Consider the following 17,050-nt stretch of genomic DNA (forward strand, 5'->3'; position numbering starts at 1 on the left):
TTCTTTTCGTAGGTGCTCATCGAGGCCCGGCAAGGGTCGGGCGCTACTTTTCTATCGGCGTGTCGTCACGGTTGCCCCACTCGCCCCAGGAGCCCGCGTAGCCGCGCATGTCAAAGCCTAGAGCCTTGCCGACGAGCCAGGTGAAACTGCTGCGGTGATGGCTCTGACAGTGGGTGGCGATCTCCATGTCCGGGGTGAGGCCCATCGCCTCGAGCTCGGTGACGAGCTCCGCGTAGTCGCGGATGCGCAGCGCCCGCGTGCGATCCATGGCGTCGACCCAGTCCATGTTCACGGCACCGGGGATATGGCCGAGGTGCTTGTTGTTGCCGCGCTCGCCGTCGTACTCCGCCTTCGAGCGCGCATCCCATACGGCGAAGTGGCGCTCGCCGAGCTTCTGCTGGATCTCGTCGCGGGTGATCAGCGTGTGCGGGTTGAGGATCTCGGCGCGGTACTCGGAGGGCGTCGGCAGGGTCTGCTCGGTGCTTTCGTCGAGCCCCTCGTCGCGCCAGGCGTGAATGCCGCCATTGAGATAGGAGTAGCGGGTATGACCGATCAGATCCAGCGTCCACAGAAGCCGCGCCGCCCAGCCGCCGCCCTCGTCGTCGTAGGCCACCACGTGGGTGTTACGGGTCAATCCCAGCGCGCTGAAAAGCTGGGACAGGAAGGCCACGTCCGGCACATCGTTGGGGACGGGGCCCTCGCCGCGCATCAGGTAGCGAAAATCCAGATACACCGCGCCCGGTACATGGCCCTGGCGGTAGCTCTCCGGCGTGGTCGGCACGTCGACGATCAACAGGTCCGGATGATCGAGCGAGGCGGCAAGCGCGCCGGGCTCGACGATCAGGGGCAGCAGGTGGTCTTCGCTCGCGGGGTGGTCAACACTCATGAATCGCTCCTATCGATGCGGCGTAGATATCTTGTTCGGGCTATTGTCAGGCGTTCAGGTCATGTCAGGCGCTCAGGCTGTCGAGGATGCGTCGGTAGCTGGCAAAGCGTTCTGGATGGATCTTGCCTGCCTCAACGGCTTCGAGTAAAGCGCAGCCGGGCTCGGCCCGGTGGCGGCAGTCACGAAAGCGGCAGCGGCCGAGAAAGGGGTGAAATTCGATGAAACCATCAGTCACTTCCTGCTCACTCAGGTGCACCAGGCCGAACTCGCGAATGCCCGGCGAGTCGATCAGCTCGCCATCCTCCACCTCGTCGCGGTTCATGGTGTAGAGCCTGGCGGTAGTCGTGGTGTGGGTGCCCTTGCGCGAGTCCTCGGAAAGCGCGCCGATACGCAGGCTCTCGTCTGGCAGCAAGAGGTCGATCAATGACGACTTGCCCACGCCGCTTTGGCCGACGAACACCGAGGTGCGGCCTTCGAGCTGCCCGCGAAGCGCGGCCAGGCCCGCCTCGTTTTCCGTGGTGGTGCGCACCACCGGGTAGCCGAGCGACTCGTAGCGCGTCAACAGCGCACCGAGCTCGCCGCCGTCCTCGGGCAAGAGGTCGATCTTGTTGAGCACCAGTACCGGCGCGATGCCGGTCGCCTCGGCGGCCACCAGGTAGCGGTCGATCAGGTTGGCGTGGGGGGCAGGCTCGACGGCGAAGACGATCAGGATCTGGTCGATGTTGGCCGCCACCGGCTTCAAGAGGCCCCGGGCATCGGGGCGCTTGAGGATGCTGTCGCGCTCGTTGCGGGCGACCACCACGCCGGAACCGTCCTGGCCCGCGCGCCAGATCACCCGGTCGCCGGTGACCAGCCCCTCGAGATTGGCGCGCAGGTGGCAGCGCACCGGTTTGCCTGCCTCATCGCGCACCTCGAGGGTACGCCCGAAGTGCGCCATAACGCGCCCGGGTTGCTCGGCGCCGTACTCGCCGGCGGCGAGCTTCTGGCTGTCGTCGGCGTCGCGCTTTTCGGCGCGGCTGGCGCGCTCGGCCTGGATCTTCTCGACGCGCCAGCGCTGCTGGCGACTCAATTTACGTTTGCTCATGACCACCCGATGATCGGTACAATGATCCTAGTGTACCTGTTAACGTGGCCCGGGTAATCCTGCCCGTCGCCACCTTGCCCGGCCTCCTGGAGAACGCCATGCCTGATACCACCGCCCCCCGCCGCGACCTGCTGGTCTGGATCGACCTGGAAATGACCGGGCTCGATCCGAACATCGAGCGCATCATCGAGGTCGCGACGCTCATCACCGATGCGGACCTGAACGTGATCGCCGAAGGCCCGGTGATCGCGGTGCGCCAGCCCGAGAGCCTGCTGGCGGGCATGGACGCCTGGAACCAGAAGACCCACGGCGAGTCCGGGCTCGTGGCCAGGGTCAGGGCGAGTGACAAGGACAGCGCCGCCGCCGAGCGCGAGACGCTGGATTTCCTGCGCCAGTACGTCGAACCGGGCAGCTCGCCGATGTGCGGCAACAGCATCCATCAGGATCGGCGCTTCCTCGAGCGCGAGATGCCGGCGCTGTGGGCGTTCTTCCACTACCGCAACCTCGATGTCTCCTCGGTCAAGGAGCTGGCCAAGCGCTGGAACCCGGCGGCGCTCGAAGGCTTCGAGAAACGCAACGTCCACCTGGCGATGGACGACATCAAGGAGTCGATCGCCGAGCTCGCCCACTACCGCAAGACGTTCCTGAAACTCGCCGACGACTAGCCGATGGCGATACGCGCGCCGCGCTTGGCGCGCTGTTCGGAAAGCGCCCAGGCGACGTGCTCGCGCACAAGCGGGCTCGGGTAGGCGCGTCGGGCCGTGAGCGCGGCTTCCACCTCGCGGCTCCAGGGGGCGTTGCCGAGTCCCACGGCGAGGTTTCTCAGCCAGCGCTCGAAGCCGATGCGGCGAATGGCGCTGCCGGCGGTCTTGTCGAGAAACTCCTCCTCGCTCCAGGCGAACAGCGCGACGAGCGAGGCGCGATCCAGATCGTGGCGCGGTGCGAAGTCCTCCTCCTGGCTTGCCCGGGTGAAACGGGTGAAGGGACAGACCAGCTGACAGTCGTCGCAGCCGTAGATTCGGTTGCCCATCGCCCGGCGATACTCGACGGGAATCGCGCCATGAAGCTCGATGGTCAGATACGAGATGCACTTGCGTGAATCCACCACCTTGTCATCGACGATGGCGCCGGTGGGGCAAGCGGTGCGACAGGCGCTGCAGCGCCCGCAGTGCTCGGTGTCGAAGGGCGCATCGACCGGCAGCGGCAGGTCAGTGTAGAGCTCGCCGAGAAAGAACAGCGACCCGGCCTTGGGGCTCAGCAGCATGGCGTTCTTGCCGAACCAGCCAAGCCCGGCCTTCTGGGCCAGCGCCCGCTCCATCACCGGCGCCGAGTCGACGAAGGCTCGGTAGCCGAATGCGCCGACTTCCCGTTCGATCTTCTTGGCAAGCGTCGCCAGGCGCTTTCTGATCAGCTTGTGGTAGTCGCGCCCCAGCGCGTAGCGCGAGACATAGGCGAGGCCGGGCTTGCCCAGTACCTGAGTGGTCTCGACTTCGGGCGGCAGGTAATCCATGCGCGCGCTGATCACCCGCCGGGTGCCGGGTTCGAGCTCGGCGGGGCGGGTGCGCTTGGTGCCGTGCTTGGCCATATAGGTCATCTCGCCGTGATGGCCGGCCTCTAGCCAGTCGGCAAGGCGCTCCTCGTGCTCCTCAAGGTCGGTGTCGGTAATGCCGATCTGCTGGAAACCGAGCTCGCGCCCCCAGGTCTTGATCAGCGCCGCCAGGCGCGCGAGTTCGTCAAGCGAAAGGGAAGAAGCGGTGAAAGTCGCCATGGGTCGTCAACGTCGGTGCATAGGCGCGCTATGCTAACCCATCAGGAAAGTCGATGACACGCTGCCCACGTGCTGGTGATCTCGCGTTATCCTTCTTCATGTCCTGTTCACACATTTTTTCTGGAGCCTCGTGTCGATGCAACGCTCTCCTTCTTCTAGCGCACTCACCACCGCCACGCTTCGCCCGCTCTATCAGGCCGCCCAGGTGCGCGAGCTCGACCGGCGCACCCTCGCTTCCGGTATCGAGGGCTTCGCCCTGATGCAGCGCGCCGCGTCCAGCGCCTGGCACAGCTTCCGGGCGCGCTGGCCCCAGGCCAGAAGCGTGAGCGTGGTGTGCGGCGCCGGCAACAACGGCGGCGACGGCCACGTATTGGCCGCGCTCGCCATGCAGTCCGGGCTCAAGGTGCAGCGCGTCTCGATGCAGCCCCTGGAGGCGCTCGAGGCAGATGCGGCGCGGGCGGCGATGCTTGCCAGCGCCGCCGGTGTCGGCGTTACGCTCTACCGTCCCGACATGGTGTTCGAGGGCGATGTCATCGTCGATGCGCTGCTCGGCATCGGGCTCTCGCGAGAGGTCGAAGGCGATCTGCGCGCGGCGATCGAGGCGATCAACGCTGCGGGGCGGCCGGTGCTGTCGCTGGACATCCCTTCGGGCATCGCCGCGGACACCGGTGCGGCCCTGGGCGTGGCGGTGTCCGCCGACTGCACGGTGACCTTCATCGGCGACAAGGTCGGCCTGCACACCGGCGACGCGCCGGGCCACGCCGGTGAGATCTACTTTCGACCGCTGGGCGTCAAGGCCCAGGCGTTCTTCGACATCCTGCCCGCCGCCTGGCGGCTCGAGGAGAGCTGGCTGGCCGCGGCCTTTACGTCGCGCCCCCGGGCGGGGCACAAGGGCACCTTCGGCCACGTACTGGTGATGGGCGGGGCGCCAGGCTTCGGTGGCGCGGCGCTGCTCGCCTCCCAAGCCGCCGCGCGCCTGGGGGCGGGCAAGGTGAGTCTCGCCACCGCCGCCGAGCACGTCGGGCCGAGCCTTACCCGCTGCCCTGAAGTCATGGCGCGCGAGGTGCGTGGCGGCGCCGACGCCGCGGCGATGACCAAAGGCGCCGATGTCATCGTGGTCGGTCCGGGTCTTGGTCAGGACGCTTGGGGCCAGGCGGTGCTGCAAAGTGCGCTGCAGGCCGATGTGCCCCTGGTGGTCGATGCAGATGCGCTGAATCTGCTGGCCACTCGCTGGCCGACGCTGTCCCGCGACAACTGGATATTGACCCCGCACCCGGGTGAGGCGGCAAGGCTGCTCGAGTGCTCGGTGGCGCAGGTCCAGGCCGACCGGCCGGCGGCGGTGCGAGCGCTGCAGCGCGCCCGGGGCGGGGTGGTGGTGCTCAAGGGCGCCGGCACCCTGGTCGCCGGTCCCGGTGGCCTCGTGGTCTGCCCGTTCGGCAACCCCGGCATGGCCAGCGGTGGCATGGGAGACGTCTTGAGCGGCATGCTCGGCGTGCTCGCCGCGCAGTTCGATGAGCTCGAGCTCGCCACGCGGCTGGGCGTGCTGGTCCATGCCCTGGCGGGCGACGGCGCAGCAAAAGAGCACGGCGAGCGTGGCTTGCTGGCAAGCGATCTGGCATCCTATGCGCGCGTTTTGATCAATCCGTGAAGGCGGGCTTCCATGCAAGTGCAGTTAAACGATGAACGGGCGCACGTCGCCTTCGGCGAAGCCCTGGGGGGCGCGCTCGACGGGCGGGGGCGGGTGTATCTGGAAGGCGAGCTGGGCGCGGGCAAGACCACGCTCACCCGCGGTATCCTGCGTGCCTACGGCTTTCAAGGCGCGGTCAAAAGCCCCACCTACACGCTGGTGGAGCCTTATGAGCTCGCTGCGGCACGCATCTATCATCTTGATCTGTACCGGCTTTCCGATCCTGAAGAGCTTGAATTCATGGGTGGGCGCGATATCTTGAGCGACCAGGCGCTGTGCCTGATCGAGTGGCCGAGCCGGGGGGCAGGCTGGTTGCCGCCGCCGGATCTGCGTATCGAACTGAGCGCAGCGCTGCAGGGACGCAGGGCAACGCTTCACGCCGACACTGCGTGGGGGCAGCAGGTGCTGACAGCCCTGCAGGCCATGCACAACGAAAAACCGCAGGAGAGTGGTGTGATTCAATGGACATGAGTGGCACGATCAAGCGTCTGTTCGGCGCCGCTGCGCTCGCTTCCACCCTGGTGCCAAGTCTGGTCAATGCCGCGGTGGTCGAGAGCATGCGGCTGTGGGCGGCCCCGGACCATGCCCGACTGGTGTTCGACTTGTCCGGCGCCGCCGGGGCCAACGTGTTTTCACTGGACAACCCCGCCCGACTGGTCATCGATCTTGACGATACCGAAATGGCGACGGACGCTTCGACGCTGCCGCTGGGCGACAGCGCCATCGACGCCGTGCGCACCGGCACCCGCGACGATGGCGGGCTGCGCGTGGTGCTCGAGCTCAATCGGGTGATCACGCCGCGCCACTTCACGCTTGCGCCCAACGAGCAGTACGGCCACCGTCTGGTAGTGGATTTGGAGTACCCCGGGGAAAGCGCGGTGGAGAACCCGATCGATCCGATCGAGGCGATGATCCGCGAACAGGAGATCCAGGCGCAACGCATCACCGCCCAGGCCCAGGCCAGCGCACCGGCGGATGCGCCGATCGCCGAGCAGGCGCCGGTCGCCGTTCAGCCGGCCCAGCCCCATCCTCGCCGTGACATCATCATTGCCGTGGATCCGGGGCACGGTGGCGAAGACCCGGGCGCGATCGGCCCAGGTGGCACCCGCGAGAAGGACGTGGTGCTGGACATCTCCCGGCGCCTGGCGGCGGACATCAACGCCACGCCCGGTTTCAAGGCAGTGCTCACCCGCGACAGCGACTACTACATCGGTCTGCGCCAGCGCACCCAGCTCGCCCGCGAGCAGAAGGCGGACTTCTTCGTCTCGATCCACGCGGACGCCTTCTCGAGCCCGCGCCCCCAGGGCAGCTCGGTGTTCGCGCTCTCCCAGCGCGGGGCGACCTCGGAGACCGCCCAGTGGCTGGCCGACAGCGAGAACCGTGCCGACCTGATCGGCGGCGTGGACGGTTCGCTGTCGCTGCGCGACAAGGACCAGGTGCTGCGCGGTGTGCTGCTGGACCTGACCATGACCGCCACGCTCAATGACTCGCTCGCCATCGGCGGCGAGGTGCTCGACCGGCTCGGGCGCATCAACCGGCTGCACAAGTCCCAGGTCGAGCAGGCCGGCTTCATGGTCCTGAAGTCGCCGGACATTCCGTCGCTTCTGATCGAGACCGGCTTCATCTCCAACCCGGACGAGGAGCGTCGCCTGCGCGATCCGGCCTACCAGAACACGCTCTCCCAGGCGATCTTTGGCGGGCTGCGCGCGCACTTCGAGCGCAATCCGCCGCCGGCGAGCCTCTTGGCCTGGCAGCGCGACAACAGCCGTGCGCCCACCGGCAACGAGTATCGCATTCAGTCCGGCGATACGCTCTCGACGATCGCCCTGCGCCACGGGGTGCCGGTCAACCAGCTACGCCAGGCCAACGACCTGAACGGTGACGTCATTCGTGTGGGCCAGGTGCTGCGCATTCCCGGCTCATGACCCCTGAACACAGCCCGAGCAAAGAGGTGTCTAGTGTCTGAAGCGAGCCAAGCGACGCGCATTCACGTCCTCGACCCGCGCCTGGCCAACCAGATCGCCGCTGGCGAAGTGGTCGAGCGACCCTCGTCGGTCACCAAGGAGCTGATCGAGAACGCCATCGATGCCGGCAGTCGGCGCATCGAGGTGGAAATCGAGCAGGGCGGCACTCGGCTGGTGCGGGTGCGCGATGATGGCATCGGTATCGGCGAGTCGGACTTGCCGCTGGCGCTGGCCCGCCACGCCACCAGCAAGATCGAAAGCCTCGAGGATCTTGAAGGGGTGAGCTCGCTCGGCTTTCGCGGCGAGGCGCTCGCGTCGATCAGCTCGGTGTCGCGTCTCGAGCTCGTCTCCAACGCCGAGGAGGACCCGCGCGGCGGCTGGCGCGTGGTGGCCGAGGGGCGCGGCATGGAGGCGCGGGTGACGCCGGCGCCGCACCCGCGCGGCACCAGCGTCGCGGTGCGCGACCTGTTCTTCAATACGCCCGCGCGGCGCAAGTTCCTGCGCACCGAGAAGACCGAGTTCGCTCATATCGAGGAGGCGTTTCGCCGCCAGGCGCTGTCGCGCTACGACATCGGCTGGGTACTGCGCCACAACCAGAAGACTGTGCACCAGCTGCCCGCCGGCGATTCCGCAGCGGCGCGCGAGCGGCGCATCGCCTCGCTTCTGGGCAAGAACTTCATCGAGCACGCGCGCTTCATCGAGCGCGAGGCCGGAGGGATCAAACTGAGCGGCTGGGTGGGGCTGCCCACCCATTCCCGCGCCCAGGCGGACCAACAGTACTTCTTCGTCAACGGTCGGGTGGTGCGCGACCGGCTGGTCGCCCATGCGGTGCGCCAGGCCTACCGCGACGTGCTCTACAATGGCCGGCATCCGGTGTTCGTGCTCTATCTGGAGCTCGACCCGGACGTGGTGGACGTCAACGTCCACCCGACCAAGCACGAGGTGCGCTTTCGCGACGGTCGCATGGTGCACGACTTTCTCTATTCGAGCCTGCACCACTGCCTCGCCGCCTCGCGTCCCGCCGAGCCTGTAGTGGAAGACCCCGTGGCCGAAAACGGTGAAAGCGCCGAACCGCCGACCGCCACGCCTTCGGCGCCGGCGCCGCGCTGGCAGCAGCAGGGCATGGCGCTGGGTGAAGGGGCGGGCACTGAACGCCACCCCGGCGCCGAGCGGGTGCGCCGCTTCATGCAGGGCTACCAGGCGCTGCACCCGGACCACGAGGCGACGCTTCTGACGCCCCGGCCTCAAGGCGATGAGGCGCCGGCGGCCGAGGTGCGCGAGGCGCCGGTCGCTTTGCCGGAGGCAGACCCGACCAGCGCGCCGCCGCTCGGCTTTGCGCTCGGGCAACTGCACGGCATTTACATTCTGGCCCAGAATGCCCAGGGGTTGGTGCTCGTCGACATGCACGCTGCCCACGAGCGGATCGTCTATGAGCGCATGAAGACCCAGCTGGCGATGCAGGGGGTGGACACCCAGCCGCTGCTGGTGCCGGTGTCGCTGGCCGTCAGCGCCCAGGAGGTGGCCACCGTCGAGAGCGAGAATGACGCCATCGCGCGCCTCGGCATCGAGCTCGACGTGGCTGGCCCCGAGACGCTATTGGTGCGCAGCCTGCCGGCGCTGCTGGCCGGCGCCGACCCCGAAGGGCTGGTACGCGAGATGCTCGAGGAGCTGGCGAGCTTCGGGCGCACTCACCAGGTGCAAGCGCGACTGCACGCGCTTCTTTCCACCATGGCCTGCCACGGCAGCGTGCGCGCCAACCGGCGTCTTACGCTCGACGAGATGAATGCGCTGCTGCGCGACATGGAGCGTACCGAGCGCAGCGATCAGTGCAATCACGGGCGGCCCACCTGGACCCAGATGAGCATGAAGGCGCTCGACAAGCTTTTCCTGCGCGGCCAGTAGCGGCCCACAACGAACGGAGTTGCCACGCGATGGCCGATACACGCCCTTTGGCGATCTTCCTGATGGGGCCGACCGCCGCCGGCAAGACCGATACCGCGATCGCGCTGCACGAGCGGCTGGGCTGCGAGCTGATCAGCGTCGATTCCGCCATGGTCTACCGCGGCATGGACATCGGCAGCGCCAAGCCAAGTGCCTGCGAGCTTGCCCGGGCGCCGCATCGGCTGATCGATGTCAGGGACCCGGCGGATCCCTACTCGGCGGCGGATTTTCGCGTCGATGCGCTCACCGAGATGCGGCAAATCAGCGCGGCGGGAAGGATCCCGCTGCTGGTGGGCGGCACCATGCTCTACTACAAGCGCCTGCTCGACGGGGTGGCGGATCTGCCCGCCGCCGACGAGACGGTGCGCGCCGAGCTCGCCCAGGAGCGGGAGATCCAGGGGCTCGACGGACTGCACGCCGAGCTCGCCCGCGTCGATCCGATCTCTGCCCGACGCATCCATCCCAACGACCCCCAGCGGCTTTTGCGCGCCCTTGAGGTCTACAGAGTCAGCGGTCGGTCGATGAGCGAGCTCTGGGCCGAACAGCGCCCGGAAACCTTTCCCTACCGCGTGGTGTCGATAGGTTTGGCGCCGCTTGAGCGGCGCGTGCTGCACGAGCGTATCGCGCAGCGTTTCGAGAAGATGGTGTCCCAGGGCTTGATAGACGAGGTGGCCGCCCTCAGAAAGAGAGGCGATCTCGACCGCTCGCTTCCGTCGATGAAAAGCGTGGGCTACCGCCAGGTGTGGGAGTATCTCGACGGCGAGTACGATCGCGCCGCGATGATTGAGCGGGGCATCATCGCCACTCGCCAGCTCGCCAAACGTCAGCTAACGTGGTTAAGAAGCTGGGCGGGGCTTGCCTGGGTCGATGCAAGCCAGCCCGAGCTTGCGGATAAGGTGCTGAAAATCGTGCGCGAAAGCGGTGCTTAGCGTAAGATGGTCTTTTCGTAAGCACGGATTTTCGAGCGGCCAAGACAGTTTCGTCACCCAGGCCTTTCGGGCAACAAGATTGCGGTAGCGCCCCGGCGCGCCATTGATAACCAACCCCCAACGACAGTTTAGGGAGAGCAGCATGTCCAAAGGGCAGTCCCTTCAAGACCCGTACCTGAATATCCTGCGCAAGGAGCGCATTCCGGTATCCATTTTCTTGGTCAACGGCATCAAGCTGCAGGGACAGATCGAGTCCTTCGATCAATTTGTCATCCTGCTGCGCAACACCGTGAGCCAGATGGTCTACAAACACGCTATCTCCACGGTAGTGCCTTCACGCAACGTGCGCCTGCCGGCTCAAGACCCGGCCGCTGCGGATGCGGATGTCTGAGGTCCGTGGTCAGCTCGAGATACAAGAGGTATTGATTGTTTTTTGAACGCCCAGACGCCGGTGAAACGGCCGTACTTGTTCACGTGGACTTCTCCGATGAGCAGGCGCGAGAAGACCCGGGTGAGTTCTTGGAGCTCGTGCGCTCTGCCGGTGCAGAGCCTGCGACACTGCTCACGGCAAGCCGTCAGCGCCCCGATCCGCGTACCTTCATCGGATCGGGGAAACTCGACGAGCTGAAAGCGCTGCTTGGCGCCCACCAGGCCGAACTCGTGATCTTCAACCATGGATTGGGTCCTTCCCAGGAGCGTAACCTCGAGCGCGAGCTCAAGTGTCGCGTTCTCGACCGTACGGGCCTGATTCTGGATATCTTCGCCCAACGGGCCAGAACCCATGAGGGCAAGCTGCAGGTCGAGCTTGCCCAGCTTGAATACATGTCCACGCGCCTGGTGCGCGGATGGACCCACCTCGAACGCCAGAAGGGCGGCATCGGCCTTCGCGGGCCGGGCGAGACCCAGCTCGAGACCGACCGCCGCCTGCTGCGCGGTCGGATCAAGGCGATCCACAAGCGCCTGGACAAGGTACGCAGTCAGCGCGAGCAGAATCGCCGAGCCCGTTCGCGCGCGGAAATTCAGAGTGTATCGCTGGTCGGCTATACCAACGCCGGCAAGTCAACGCTTTTCAACGTACTCACCGATGCTAAGGTGTACGCCGCCGATCAGCTGTTCGCCACGCTCGACCCGACGCTGCGCCGGCTCGAGATCGACGACGTCGGGCCAATCGTGATGGCCGATACCGTCGGGTTCATTCGCCACCTGCCGCACAAGCTGGTGGAGGCGTTCCAGGCAACGCTTCAGGAGGCCGCGGAGGCGTCGCTTCTGATCCACGTGATCGACGCCGCCGACCCGGACCGCGAGCTCAACGTGCAGCAGGTCGACAGCGTGCTCAAGGAGATCGGTGCCGACAGCGTGCCGGTGCTCAAGGTAATGAACAAGATCGACCGGCTCGACAGCGCTCCGCGTATCGAGCGCGATGGTCAGGGTCGACCGGAAGTGGTCTGGCTTTCGGCGCGCGAGGGGCAGGGTCTCGATCTTCTTCATCAAGCGCTGTCCGAGCGCCTCGCCGACGATGTCATCGGTTTTTCGCTGACGCTCGCGCCGGAGCAGGGTAAGCTCAGGGCGGGCCTTCACGAGCTGAATGCCGTGCGAGAAGAGCGGTTCGACGAGCAGGGGCGCTCGGTGCTCGACGTTCGCCTGCCGCGGCGCGATTTCAATCAGCTGATGGCCCAGCTCGGCGAGCGCGCCGATACCTACTTGCCCAAGGCGCTGCAAGAACCCGGCGAGTGGTAACGAGGTCGTGGCGAGTCGGCCATGCGTACGGCGCCGGCGCGCACCTAGAGCAACAATATTATAAGCATGGCGGCCTCGCTTTCAGCGGGGCCGCGTGCAGGTTAACACCTTAGTGGAGACGAAGTATGGCCTGGAATGAGCCTGGTGGTGGCAACCAGCACGACCCATGGAGCGGTGGTGGCCGACGCGGCAGCAGCGGCGACCGTGGCAACGACGATCGTGGCAACACGGGCGGCGGGGGTAACAACGGGGGAAACAACGGCGGCAACAATCAGGGGCCGCCGGACCTGGACGAGGCGCTGAAGAAGTTCCAGCAGAAGCTCAACGGCATGCTGGGCGGCAATGGCAAGCGCAGCGGTGGTGGCAACGGCGGTAACGGCGGTGGCAGCAAGCCGCGCAACGCCCTTGCGCTGCCGGCGCTGGTGCTGATCGTCGCGCTGGCGATCTGGGCGGCGATGGGCTTCTACCTGGTGGATCAGTCCGAGCGCGGAGTCGTACTGCGTTTCGGCGAGTACCAGGGCATCGTCGATCCGGGTTTGCAGTGGAATCCCCCCTTGATCGACGACGTGCGCATGGTCAACGTGACCCGCGTACGTTCGGTTTCCCAGACCCAGTCGATGCTGACCCGCGACGAGAACATCGTCGAAGTCGAGATCTCGGCTCAGTACCAGGTCTCCAATCCGAAGGACTTCGTGCTTAACGTACGCAACCCGGCGCTCTCTATCGAGAACGCGCTGGATTCGTCGCTGCGTCACGTGGTCGGCGGTACCGACATGATCGATATCCTGACCTCGGGCCGCGAGATTCTCGGCAGCTCCGTGGCCAGCCGCCTGCAGAGCTATCTCGACGCCTACGGCGCCGGCATCCGCCTGCAGACCATCAACATCGAGTCCACCTCGGCGCCGGCACCGGTTATCGATGCCTTCGACGACGTCATTCGTGCCCGCGAGGATCGTCAGCGCACCATCAACGAAGGCATGGCCTACGCCAACGCCATCATTCCGGCGGCGCAGGGTCAGGCGCAGCGCATCGTCGAACAGGGCCAGGGCTATCGCGAATCCGTCGTGGCCGAGGCCCAGGGTCAGGCCAACCGCTTCAACGCGCTGGTCGGCGAGTACCGCAACTCCCCCGAGATTATGCGTGAGCGTATGTATCTGGATGCAATCGAAGAGGTCTTCGGCAGCACGCCCAAGGTCCTGCTGGACGTCAGCGAAAACGCCCCCTTGATGTACCTGCCGCTGGATCAGATGCGCGGTGGCCAGGGCAGCAGTCGCCCGGCGAACGCCTCCAGCAGCGACGACGAGCAGATCGATCCATCGGTGCTCGAGACGCTGCGCAATACCCAGGGCAGCGGCGGCACGTCGAACAACGGCGGTATCCGCCGGGAGGGTCGCTAAATGATCAATAATCGCTCCCTGCTGATCGTCGGTGGCCTGGCCGCCGTGGCCTGGCTTGCCAGCAACACGCTCTACGTGGTCGATGAAACCCAGCGTGCGGTAAAGCTGCGCTTTGGTGAGGTCATCGAGGAGAACATCACCGCAGGTCTTCACGCCAAGGTGCCGATCGCCCAGACGATCCGCAAGTTCGACACGCGCCTTCTGACGCTGGATACCGATACCAGCCGCTACCTGACCCTGGAGCAGAAGGCGGTGATCGTCGACTCCTACGTCAAGTGGCAGGTGGTCGACCCGACCCGCTACTACGAGGCGACCGCCGGCGACGAGATGATGGCGATTCGCCTCATCCAGCCACGTGTCGACGAAAGCCTGCGTAACGAGTTCGGTCGTTTGAACCTGCAGGAAATCATCGCCGAGCGTCGCGACGACCTGATGATCGGGCCCACCGAGGAGCTCGATCGGTTGATGCGCGATGAGCTGGGCGTGGCGGTGCGCGACATTCGCATCAAGCGGATCGATCTGCCCGAGGACGTCTCCGCGGCGGTCTTCCAGCGCATGCGCTCCGAACGTGAGCGCGAGGCGCGCGAGTGGCGTGCCCAGGGTCAAGAGGAGGCCGAGCGCATTCGTGCCAACGCCGACCGCCGCCGCCAGGTGCTTCTCGCCCAGGCCAACGAGCGCGCGGAAACACTGCGCGGTGAAGGCGACGCGGAAGCGGCGGCGATCTTCTCGGAGTCCTATGGCCAGGATCAGGAGTTCTTCGCCTTCTGGCGCAGCCTGAACGCTTACCGCTCGAGCTTCTCGGGAGATGGCAACATGCTGGTGCTGGAGCCGGACAGCGACTTCTTCCGCTACCTGCGAAGCCCCGACGGCGCCGCAACCGAGGCGGCAAGCGATCAGGAGTGATCCTTTCGGATGCGCCCCGCCGTTTCAGGACGACGGGGTTCATCTGGCCGACAAACGTGTTAGACTTAATTGAACCGGGCGTTCGCCCGGTTTTTTTGTGGCCCCCATTCGGCGACCCTGCGTTCACGCGGGCGATTTCAGCGCGTTCGGGGCCTTCATCGTCTTGCAGGATTGTTGACATGACCATCGCTGACCGCTGGCTGCTGCCCGACGGCATGGATGAGGTGCTGCCACCTCAGGCAAGCCGTATGGAAGAGCTGCGCCGCGCGCTGCTGGATCTCTACTACGTCTGGGGCTATGACCAGGTGATGCCGCCGCCGGTGGAATTTCTCGATTCGCTCTTGACCGGCACCGGAACCGACCTGGATCTGCAGACCTTCAAGCTCACCGACCAACTCACTGGCCGCATGATGGGCGCCTCCGCCGATGTCACTCCCCAGGTGGCGCGCATGGATGCTCACTCGCTCAAGCGCCAAGGCCCGGTGCGTCTGTGCTACTGCACCAACGTGCTGCGCGCCAAGGCCGACCAGCACCAGGGCGGGCGCAGCCCGGTCCAGGTAGGCGTCGAGCTCTTCGGCCATGCGGGGCTCGAGGCGGACAGCGAAATCGTACGACTCGCCCTGGCCAGCCTCACCGCCGCCGGTGCCCGCGAGATCCATCTGGCGCTGGGCCATATCGGCATCTTCAGAAGTCTGGTCGAGGCTGCCGGTCTCGACGATGACCGCGAAGCGCTGATCTTCGACGCTCTGGCATTGAAATCACCGGGTCAACTGGCCGCCCGGGTGAGCGAGCACGTCGCCGACCCCGCGCTCGCCGACATGTTCCTGGCGCTGGGCGAGCTTCACGGCGACGCCTCGATCCTGGATGAGGCGCGTGAGCGCCTGGCCGGCGCGCCGGTGTCCGTCACCGCCGCGCTCGACCAGCTCGAGGCGCTCAGCCAGGCGGTCCTGGCGCACTTCGACGCCTCGCTCTATTTCGATCTGGCGGAGCTTCGCGGCTATCAGTACCATACCGGCATGATGTTCGCCGCCTACGTGCCAGGCTACGGCCATGCGCTGGCCAAAGGCGGGCGCTACGACGATACCGGGCGTGCCTTTGGCCGCGCGCGCCCGGCGACCGGTTTCTCGATGGATCTGAAGCAGCTGGCATCGCTTGCCGCCGCTTCCCCCGCGCCGGGCTCGATCTGGGCGCCGTCAACGGATGACGAGACGCTGCAAACGGCCATCGATGCGCTGCGCCGGCAGGGCGAGCGCGTCATCCAGGCGCTGCCGGGGCAGCGTACCGAACCGGCGGAGCACGATTGCGATCGCCGCCTTGAGTTTATCGACGGTCGTTGGCAGCCAACGGCCCTGACACGAGAGACGAGTGCATAATGGGTAAGAATGTCGTAGTCCTGGGTACCCAGTGGGGTGACGAAGGCAAGGGCAAGATCGTGGATCTGCTCACCGAGTCGGCCTCTGCCGTGGTGCGCTTCCAGGGAGGCCACAATGCCGGCCACACGCTGGTCATCGACGGCGAGAAGACGGTCCTTCACCTGATTCCCTCGGGCATCCTGCGCCCGGGCAAGACCTGCATCATCGGCAACGGCGTGGTGCTCTCGCCGGAAGCGCTGATCAAGGAGATCCGCGAGCTCGAGGAGAAGGGCGTACCGGTGCGCGAGCGCCTGCGCCTGTCGCCGGCCTGCCCCTTGATCCTGCCTTATCACGTACGCCTGGATCAGGCCCGCGAGAAGGCGCGGGGCGTGGCCAAGATCGGCACCACCGGCCGCGGCATCGGCCCGGCTTATGAAGACAAGGTGGCGCGTCGTGGCCTGCGCCTGGGTGACATGCTCCACCGCGAGCGTTTCGCCTCCAAGCTCGGTGAAGTGCTCGACTATCACAACTTCGTGCTGACCCATTACCACAACGAGCCAGCGGTGGACTTCCAGGAAGTGCTCGATAACGCCATGCAGATGGCCGATGAGCTGCGCCCGATGGTTGGCGACACCGTGAGTCAGGTGCACGATCTTCGCAAGGCCAACGAGAATATCCTGTTCGAAGGTGCTCAAGGGTCTCTTCTGGACATCGATCACGGTACCTATCCGTACGTGACGAGCTCCAACACCACCGCCGGCGGCACCGCCACCGGCTCCGGCGTGGGTCCCTTGTATCTCGACTACGTGCTGGGCATTACCAAGGCCTACACCACGCGCGTGGGCTCCGGCCCGTTCCCGACGGAGCTCTTCGATGACCACGGCCGGCATCTGGCCGAGCGCGGTCACGAGTTCGGTGCCACCACGGGCCGTGCGCGGCGCTGCGGCTGGTTCGACGCCGTGGCCCTGCGTCACGCAGTGCAGATCAACTCGGTTTCCGGCATCTGCCTGACCAAGCTCGACGTGCTCGACGGTCTCGAGAACATCCGTGTCTGCGTTGGCTATCGCAGCAAGGATGGCGAGGTGCTGGAGAACCCGGTCGACTCGGAAGGCTACGAAGCCGTCGAGCCGGTCTACTTCGACCTGCCGGGCTGGAAGGAGTCGACGCTGGGCGCCAAGAAGGTCGAGGATCTGCCCGCCAACGCGCGCGCCTATATCAGCTACCTGGAAGAGCAGGTGGGCACCAGCATCGACATCATCTCGACTGGCCCGGACCGTAACGAGACGATCGTGCTGCGCAATCCCTTCGACGACTGATGTCGCAAGGGTAGTGATGTCGCAAAGGTAGTACACAACGCCGCCGGTTTTCCGGCGGCGTTCTGCGTTCTGCGTTCTGCGTTGGC

General features: G+C 66.1%; 15 protein-coding genes. 12 read left to right on the plus strand and 3 right to left on the minus strand.

All coding sequences use genetic code 11. The features are described from left to right. Positions 1 to 43 precede the first annotated feature (43 nt). Both GEV37_RS11145 and rsgA read right to left on the minus strand, forming a co-directional pair. Positions 44 to 886: a sulfurtransferase gene (locus tag GEV37_RS11145; RefSeq protein WP_227390328.1), complete on the minus strand. Its 843-nt coding sequence runs from the start codon at positions 884 to 886 to the stop codon at positions 44 to 46. 64 nt (positions 887 to 950) lie between these two features. Beyond that, positions 951 to 1,970, minus strand: a complete 1,020-nt coding sequence (gene rsgA / locus GEV37_RS11150; protein ID WP_227390329.1) for a small ribosomal subunit biogenesis GTPase RsgA — start codon at positions 1,968 to 1,970, stop codon at positions 951 to 953. A gap of 98 nt (positions 1,971 to 2,068) precedes the next feature. Between rsgA and orn the strand changes: the two genes are divergently transcribed. After that, positions 2,069 to 2,635 (plus strand): oligoribonuclease, encoded by a 567-nt coding sequence (gene orn / locus GEV37_RS11155; RefSeq protein ID WP_227390330.1) that lies wholly within the window; start codon positions 2,069 to 2,071, stop codon positions 2,633 to 2,635. Here orn and queG read toward each other — a convergent pair. After that, entirely contained in the window at positions 2,632 to 3,738 is a 1,107-nt protein-coding gene (gene queG / locus GEV37_RS11160) for a tRNA epoxyqueuosine(34) reductase QueG (RefSeq protein WP_227390331.1), read from the minus strand. The two genes, orn and queG, sit on opposite strands and share 4 nt — an antisense overlap. Positions 3,739 to 3,874: 136 nt before the next feature. On the opposite strand from queG, the gene GEV37_RS11165 reads away from it, so the two are divergent. From GEV37_RS11165 to GEV37_RS11215, 11 genes are all read left to right on the plus strand, one after another. Further along, a complete protein-coding gene (locus GEV37_RS11165; RefSeq protein WP_227390332.1) occupies positions 3,875 to 5,386 on the plus strand; it encodes an NAD(P)H-hydrate dehydratase in 1,512 nt (503 codons plus the stop codon). 12 nt (positions 5,387 to 5,398) lie between these two features. Then, the gene (tsaE, locus tag GEV37_RS11170; RefSeq protein WP_227390333.1) at positions 5,399 to 5,896 is read left to right on the plus strand and encodes a tRNA (adenosine(37)-N6)-threonylcarbamoyltransferase complex ATPase subunit type 1 TsaE; all 498 of its coding nucleotides are present in this window, start codon (positions 5,399 to 5,401) and stop codon (positions 5,894 to 5,896) included. Continuing rightward, positions 5,887 to 7,350 carry an N-acetylmuramoyl-L-alanine amidase gene (locus GEV37_RS11175; protein WP_227390334.1) on the plus strand — a complete coding sequence of 488 codons (1,464 nt, stop codon included), beginning with the start codon at positions 5,887 to 5,889 and terminating at the stop codon, positions 7,348 to 7,350. Before tsaE ends, GEV37_RS11175 begins: the two co-directional genes overlap by 10 nt. A 33-nt stretch (positions 7,351 to 7,383) precedes the next feature. Then, positions 7,384 to 9,291 (plus strand): DNA mismatch repair endonuclease MutL, encoded by a 1,908-nt coding sequence (gene mutL / locus GEV37_RS11180; protein WP_227390335.1) that lies wholly within the window; start codon positions 7,384 to 7,386, stop codon positions 9,289 to 9,291. 29 nt (positions 9,292 to 9,320) lie between these two features. Next, complete coding sequence (miaA, locus tag GEV37_RS11185; protein ID WP_227390336.1) at positions 9,321 to 10,259, plus strand: tRNA (adenosine(37)-N6)-dimethylallyltransferase MiaA; 939 nt, start codon at positions 9,321 to 9,323, stop codon at positions 10,257 to 10,259. Between the two features lie 142 nt (positions 10,260 to 10,401). Further along, positions 10,402 to 10,650: an RNA chaperone Hfq gene (gene hfq / locus GEV37_RS11190; protein ID WP_227390337.1), complete on the plus strand. Its 249-nt coding sequence runs from the start codon at positions 10,402 to 10,404 to the stop codon at positions 10,648 to 10,650. Positions 10,651 to 10,685: 35 nt separating this feature from the next. Then, a complete protein-coding gene (hflX, locus tag GEV37_RS11195; protein WP_227390338.1) occupies positions 10,686 to 11,996 on the plus strand; it encodes a ribosome rescue GTPase HflX in 1,311 nt (436 codons plus the stop codon). A 125-nt stretch (positions 11,997 to 12,121) separates the two neighbouring features. Beyond that, the gene (hflK, locus tag GEV37_RS11200; RefSeq protein WP_227390339.1) at positions 12,122 to 13,393 is read left to right on the plus strand and encodes an FtsH protease activity modulator HflK; all 1,272 of its coding nucleotides are present in this window, start codon (positions 12,122 to 12,124) and stop codon (positions 13,391 to 13,393) included. Next, a complete protein-coding gene (hflC, locus tag GEV37_RS11205) occupies positions 13,394 to 14,296 on the plus strand; it encodes a protease modulator HflC (protein WP_227390340.1) in 903 nt (300 codons plus the stop codon). A 179-nt stretch (positions 14,297 to 14,475) separates the two neighbouring features. Next, positions 14,476 to 15,669 (plus strand): ATP phosphoribosyltransferase regulatory subunit, encoded by a 1,194-nt coding sequence (locus GEV37_RS11210; RefSeq protein WP_227390341.1) that lies wholly within the window; start codon positions 14,476 to 14,478, stop codon positions 15,667 to 15,669. Further along, a complete protein-coding gene (locus GEV37_RS11215) occupies positions 15,669 to 16,964 on the plus strand; it encodes an adenylosuccinate synthase (protein WP_227390342.1) in 1,296 nt (431 codons plus the stop codon). Before GEV37_RS11210 ends, GEV37_RS11215 begins: the two co-directional genes overlap by 1 nt. The last annotated feature ends 86 nt before the right edge of the window (positions 16,965 to 17,050 follow it).

This window comes from Vreelandella malpeensis (assembly GCF_020622355.1).
GTDB classification, from domain to species: domain Bacteria; phylum Pseudomonadota; class Gammaproteobacteria; order Pseudomonadales; family Halomonadaceae; genus Vreelandella; species Vreelandella malpeensis.

Bases quoted from the DNA above. Each gene is read 5' to 3' on its own strand.
- hflK (WP_227390339.1), top strand. From the start codon at position 12,122: ATGGCCTGGAATGAGCCTGGTGGTGGCAACCAGCACGACCCATGGAGC.
- tsaE (WP_227390333.1), top strand. From the start codon at position 5,399: ATGCAAGTGCAGTTAAACGATGAACGGGCGCACGTCGCCTTCGGCGAA.
- GEV37_RS11145 (WP_227390328.1), bottom strand. From the start codon at position 886: ATGAGTGTTGACCACCCCGCGAGCGAAGACCACCTGCTGCCCCTGATC.
- hfq (WP_227390337.1), top strand. From the start codon at position 10,402: ATGTCCAAAGGGCAGTCCCTTCAAGACCCGTACCTGAATATCCTGCGC.
- hflC (WP_227390340.1), top strand. From the start codon at position 13,394: ATGATCAATAATCGCTCCCTGCTGATCGTCGGTGGCCTGGCCGCCGTG.
- GEV37_RS11165 (WP_227390332.1), top strand. From the start codon at position 3,875: ATGCAACGCTCTCCTTCTTCTAGCGCACTCACCACCGCCACGCTTCGC.
- GEV37_RS11175 (WP_227390334.1), top strand. From the start codon at position 5,887: ATGGACATGAGTGGCACGATCAAGCGTCTGTTCGGCGCCGCTGCGCTC.
- GEV37_RS11215 (WP_227390342.1), top strand. From the start codon at position 15,669: ATGGGTAAGAATGTCGTAGTCCTGGGTACCCAGTGGGGTGACGAAGGC.
- GEV37_RS11210 (WP_227390341.1), top strand. From the start codon at position 14,476: ATGACCATCGCTGACCGCTGGCTGCTGCCCGACGGCATGGATGAGGTG.
- queG (WP_227390331.1), bottom strand. From the start codon at position 3,738: ATGGCGACTTTCACCGCTTCTTCCCTTTCGCTTGACGAACTCGCGCGC.
- miaA (WP_227390336.1), top strand. From the start codon at position 9,321: ATGGCCGATACACGCCCTTTGGCGATCTTCCTGATGGGGCCGACCGCC.
- rsgA (WP_227390329.1), bottom strand. From the start codon at position 1,970: ATGAGCAAACGTAAATTGAGTCGCCAGCAGCGCTGGCGCGTCGAGAAG.
- orn (WP_227390330.1), top strand. From the start codon at position 2,069: ATGCCTGATACCACCGCCCCCCGCCGCGACCTGCTGGTCTGGATCGAC.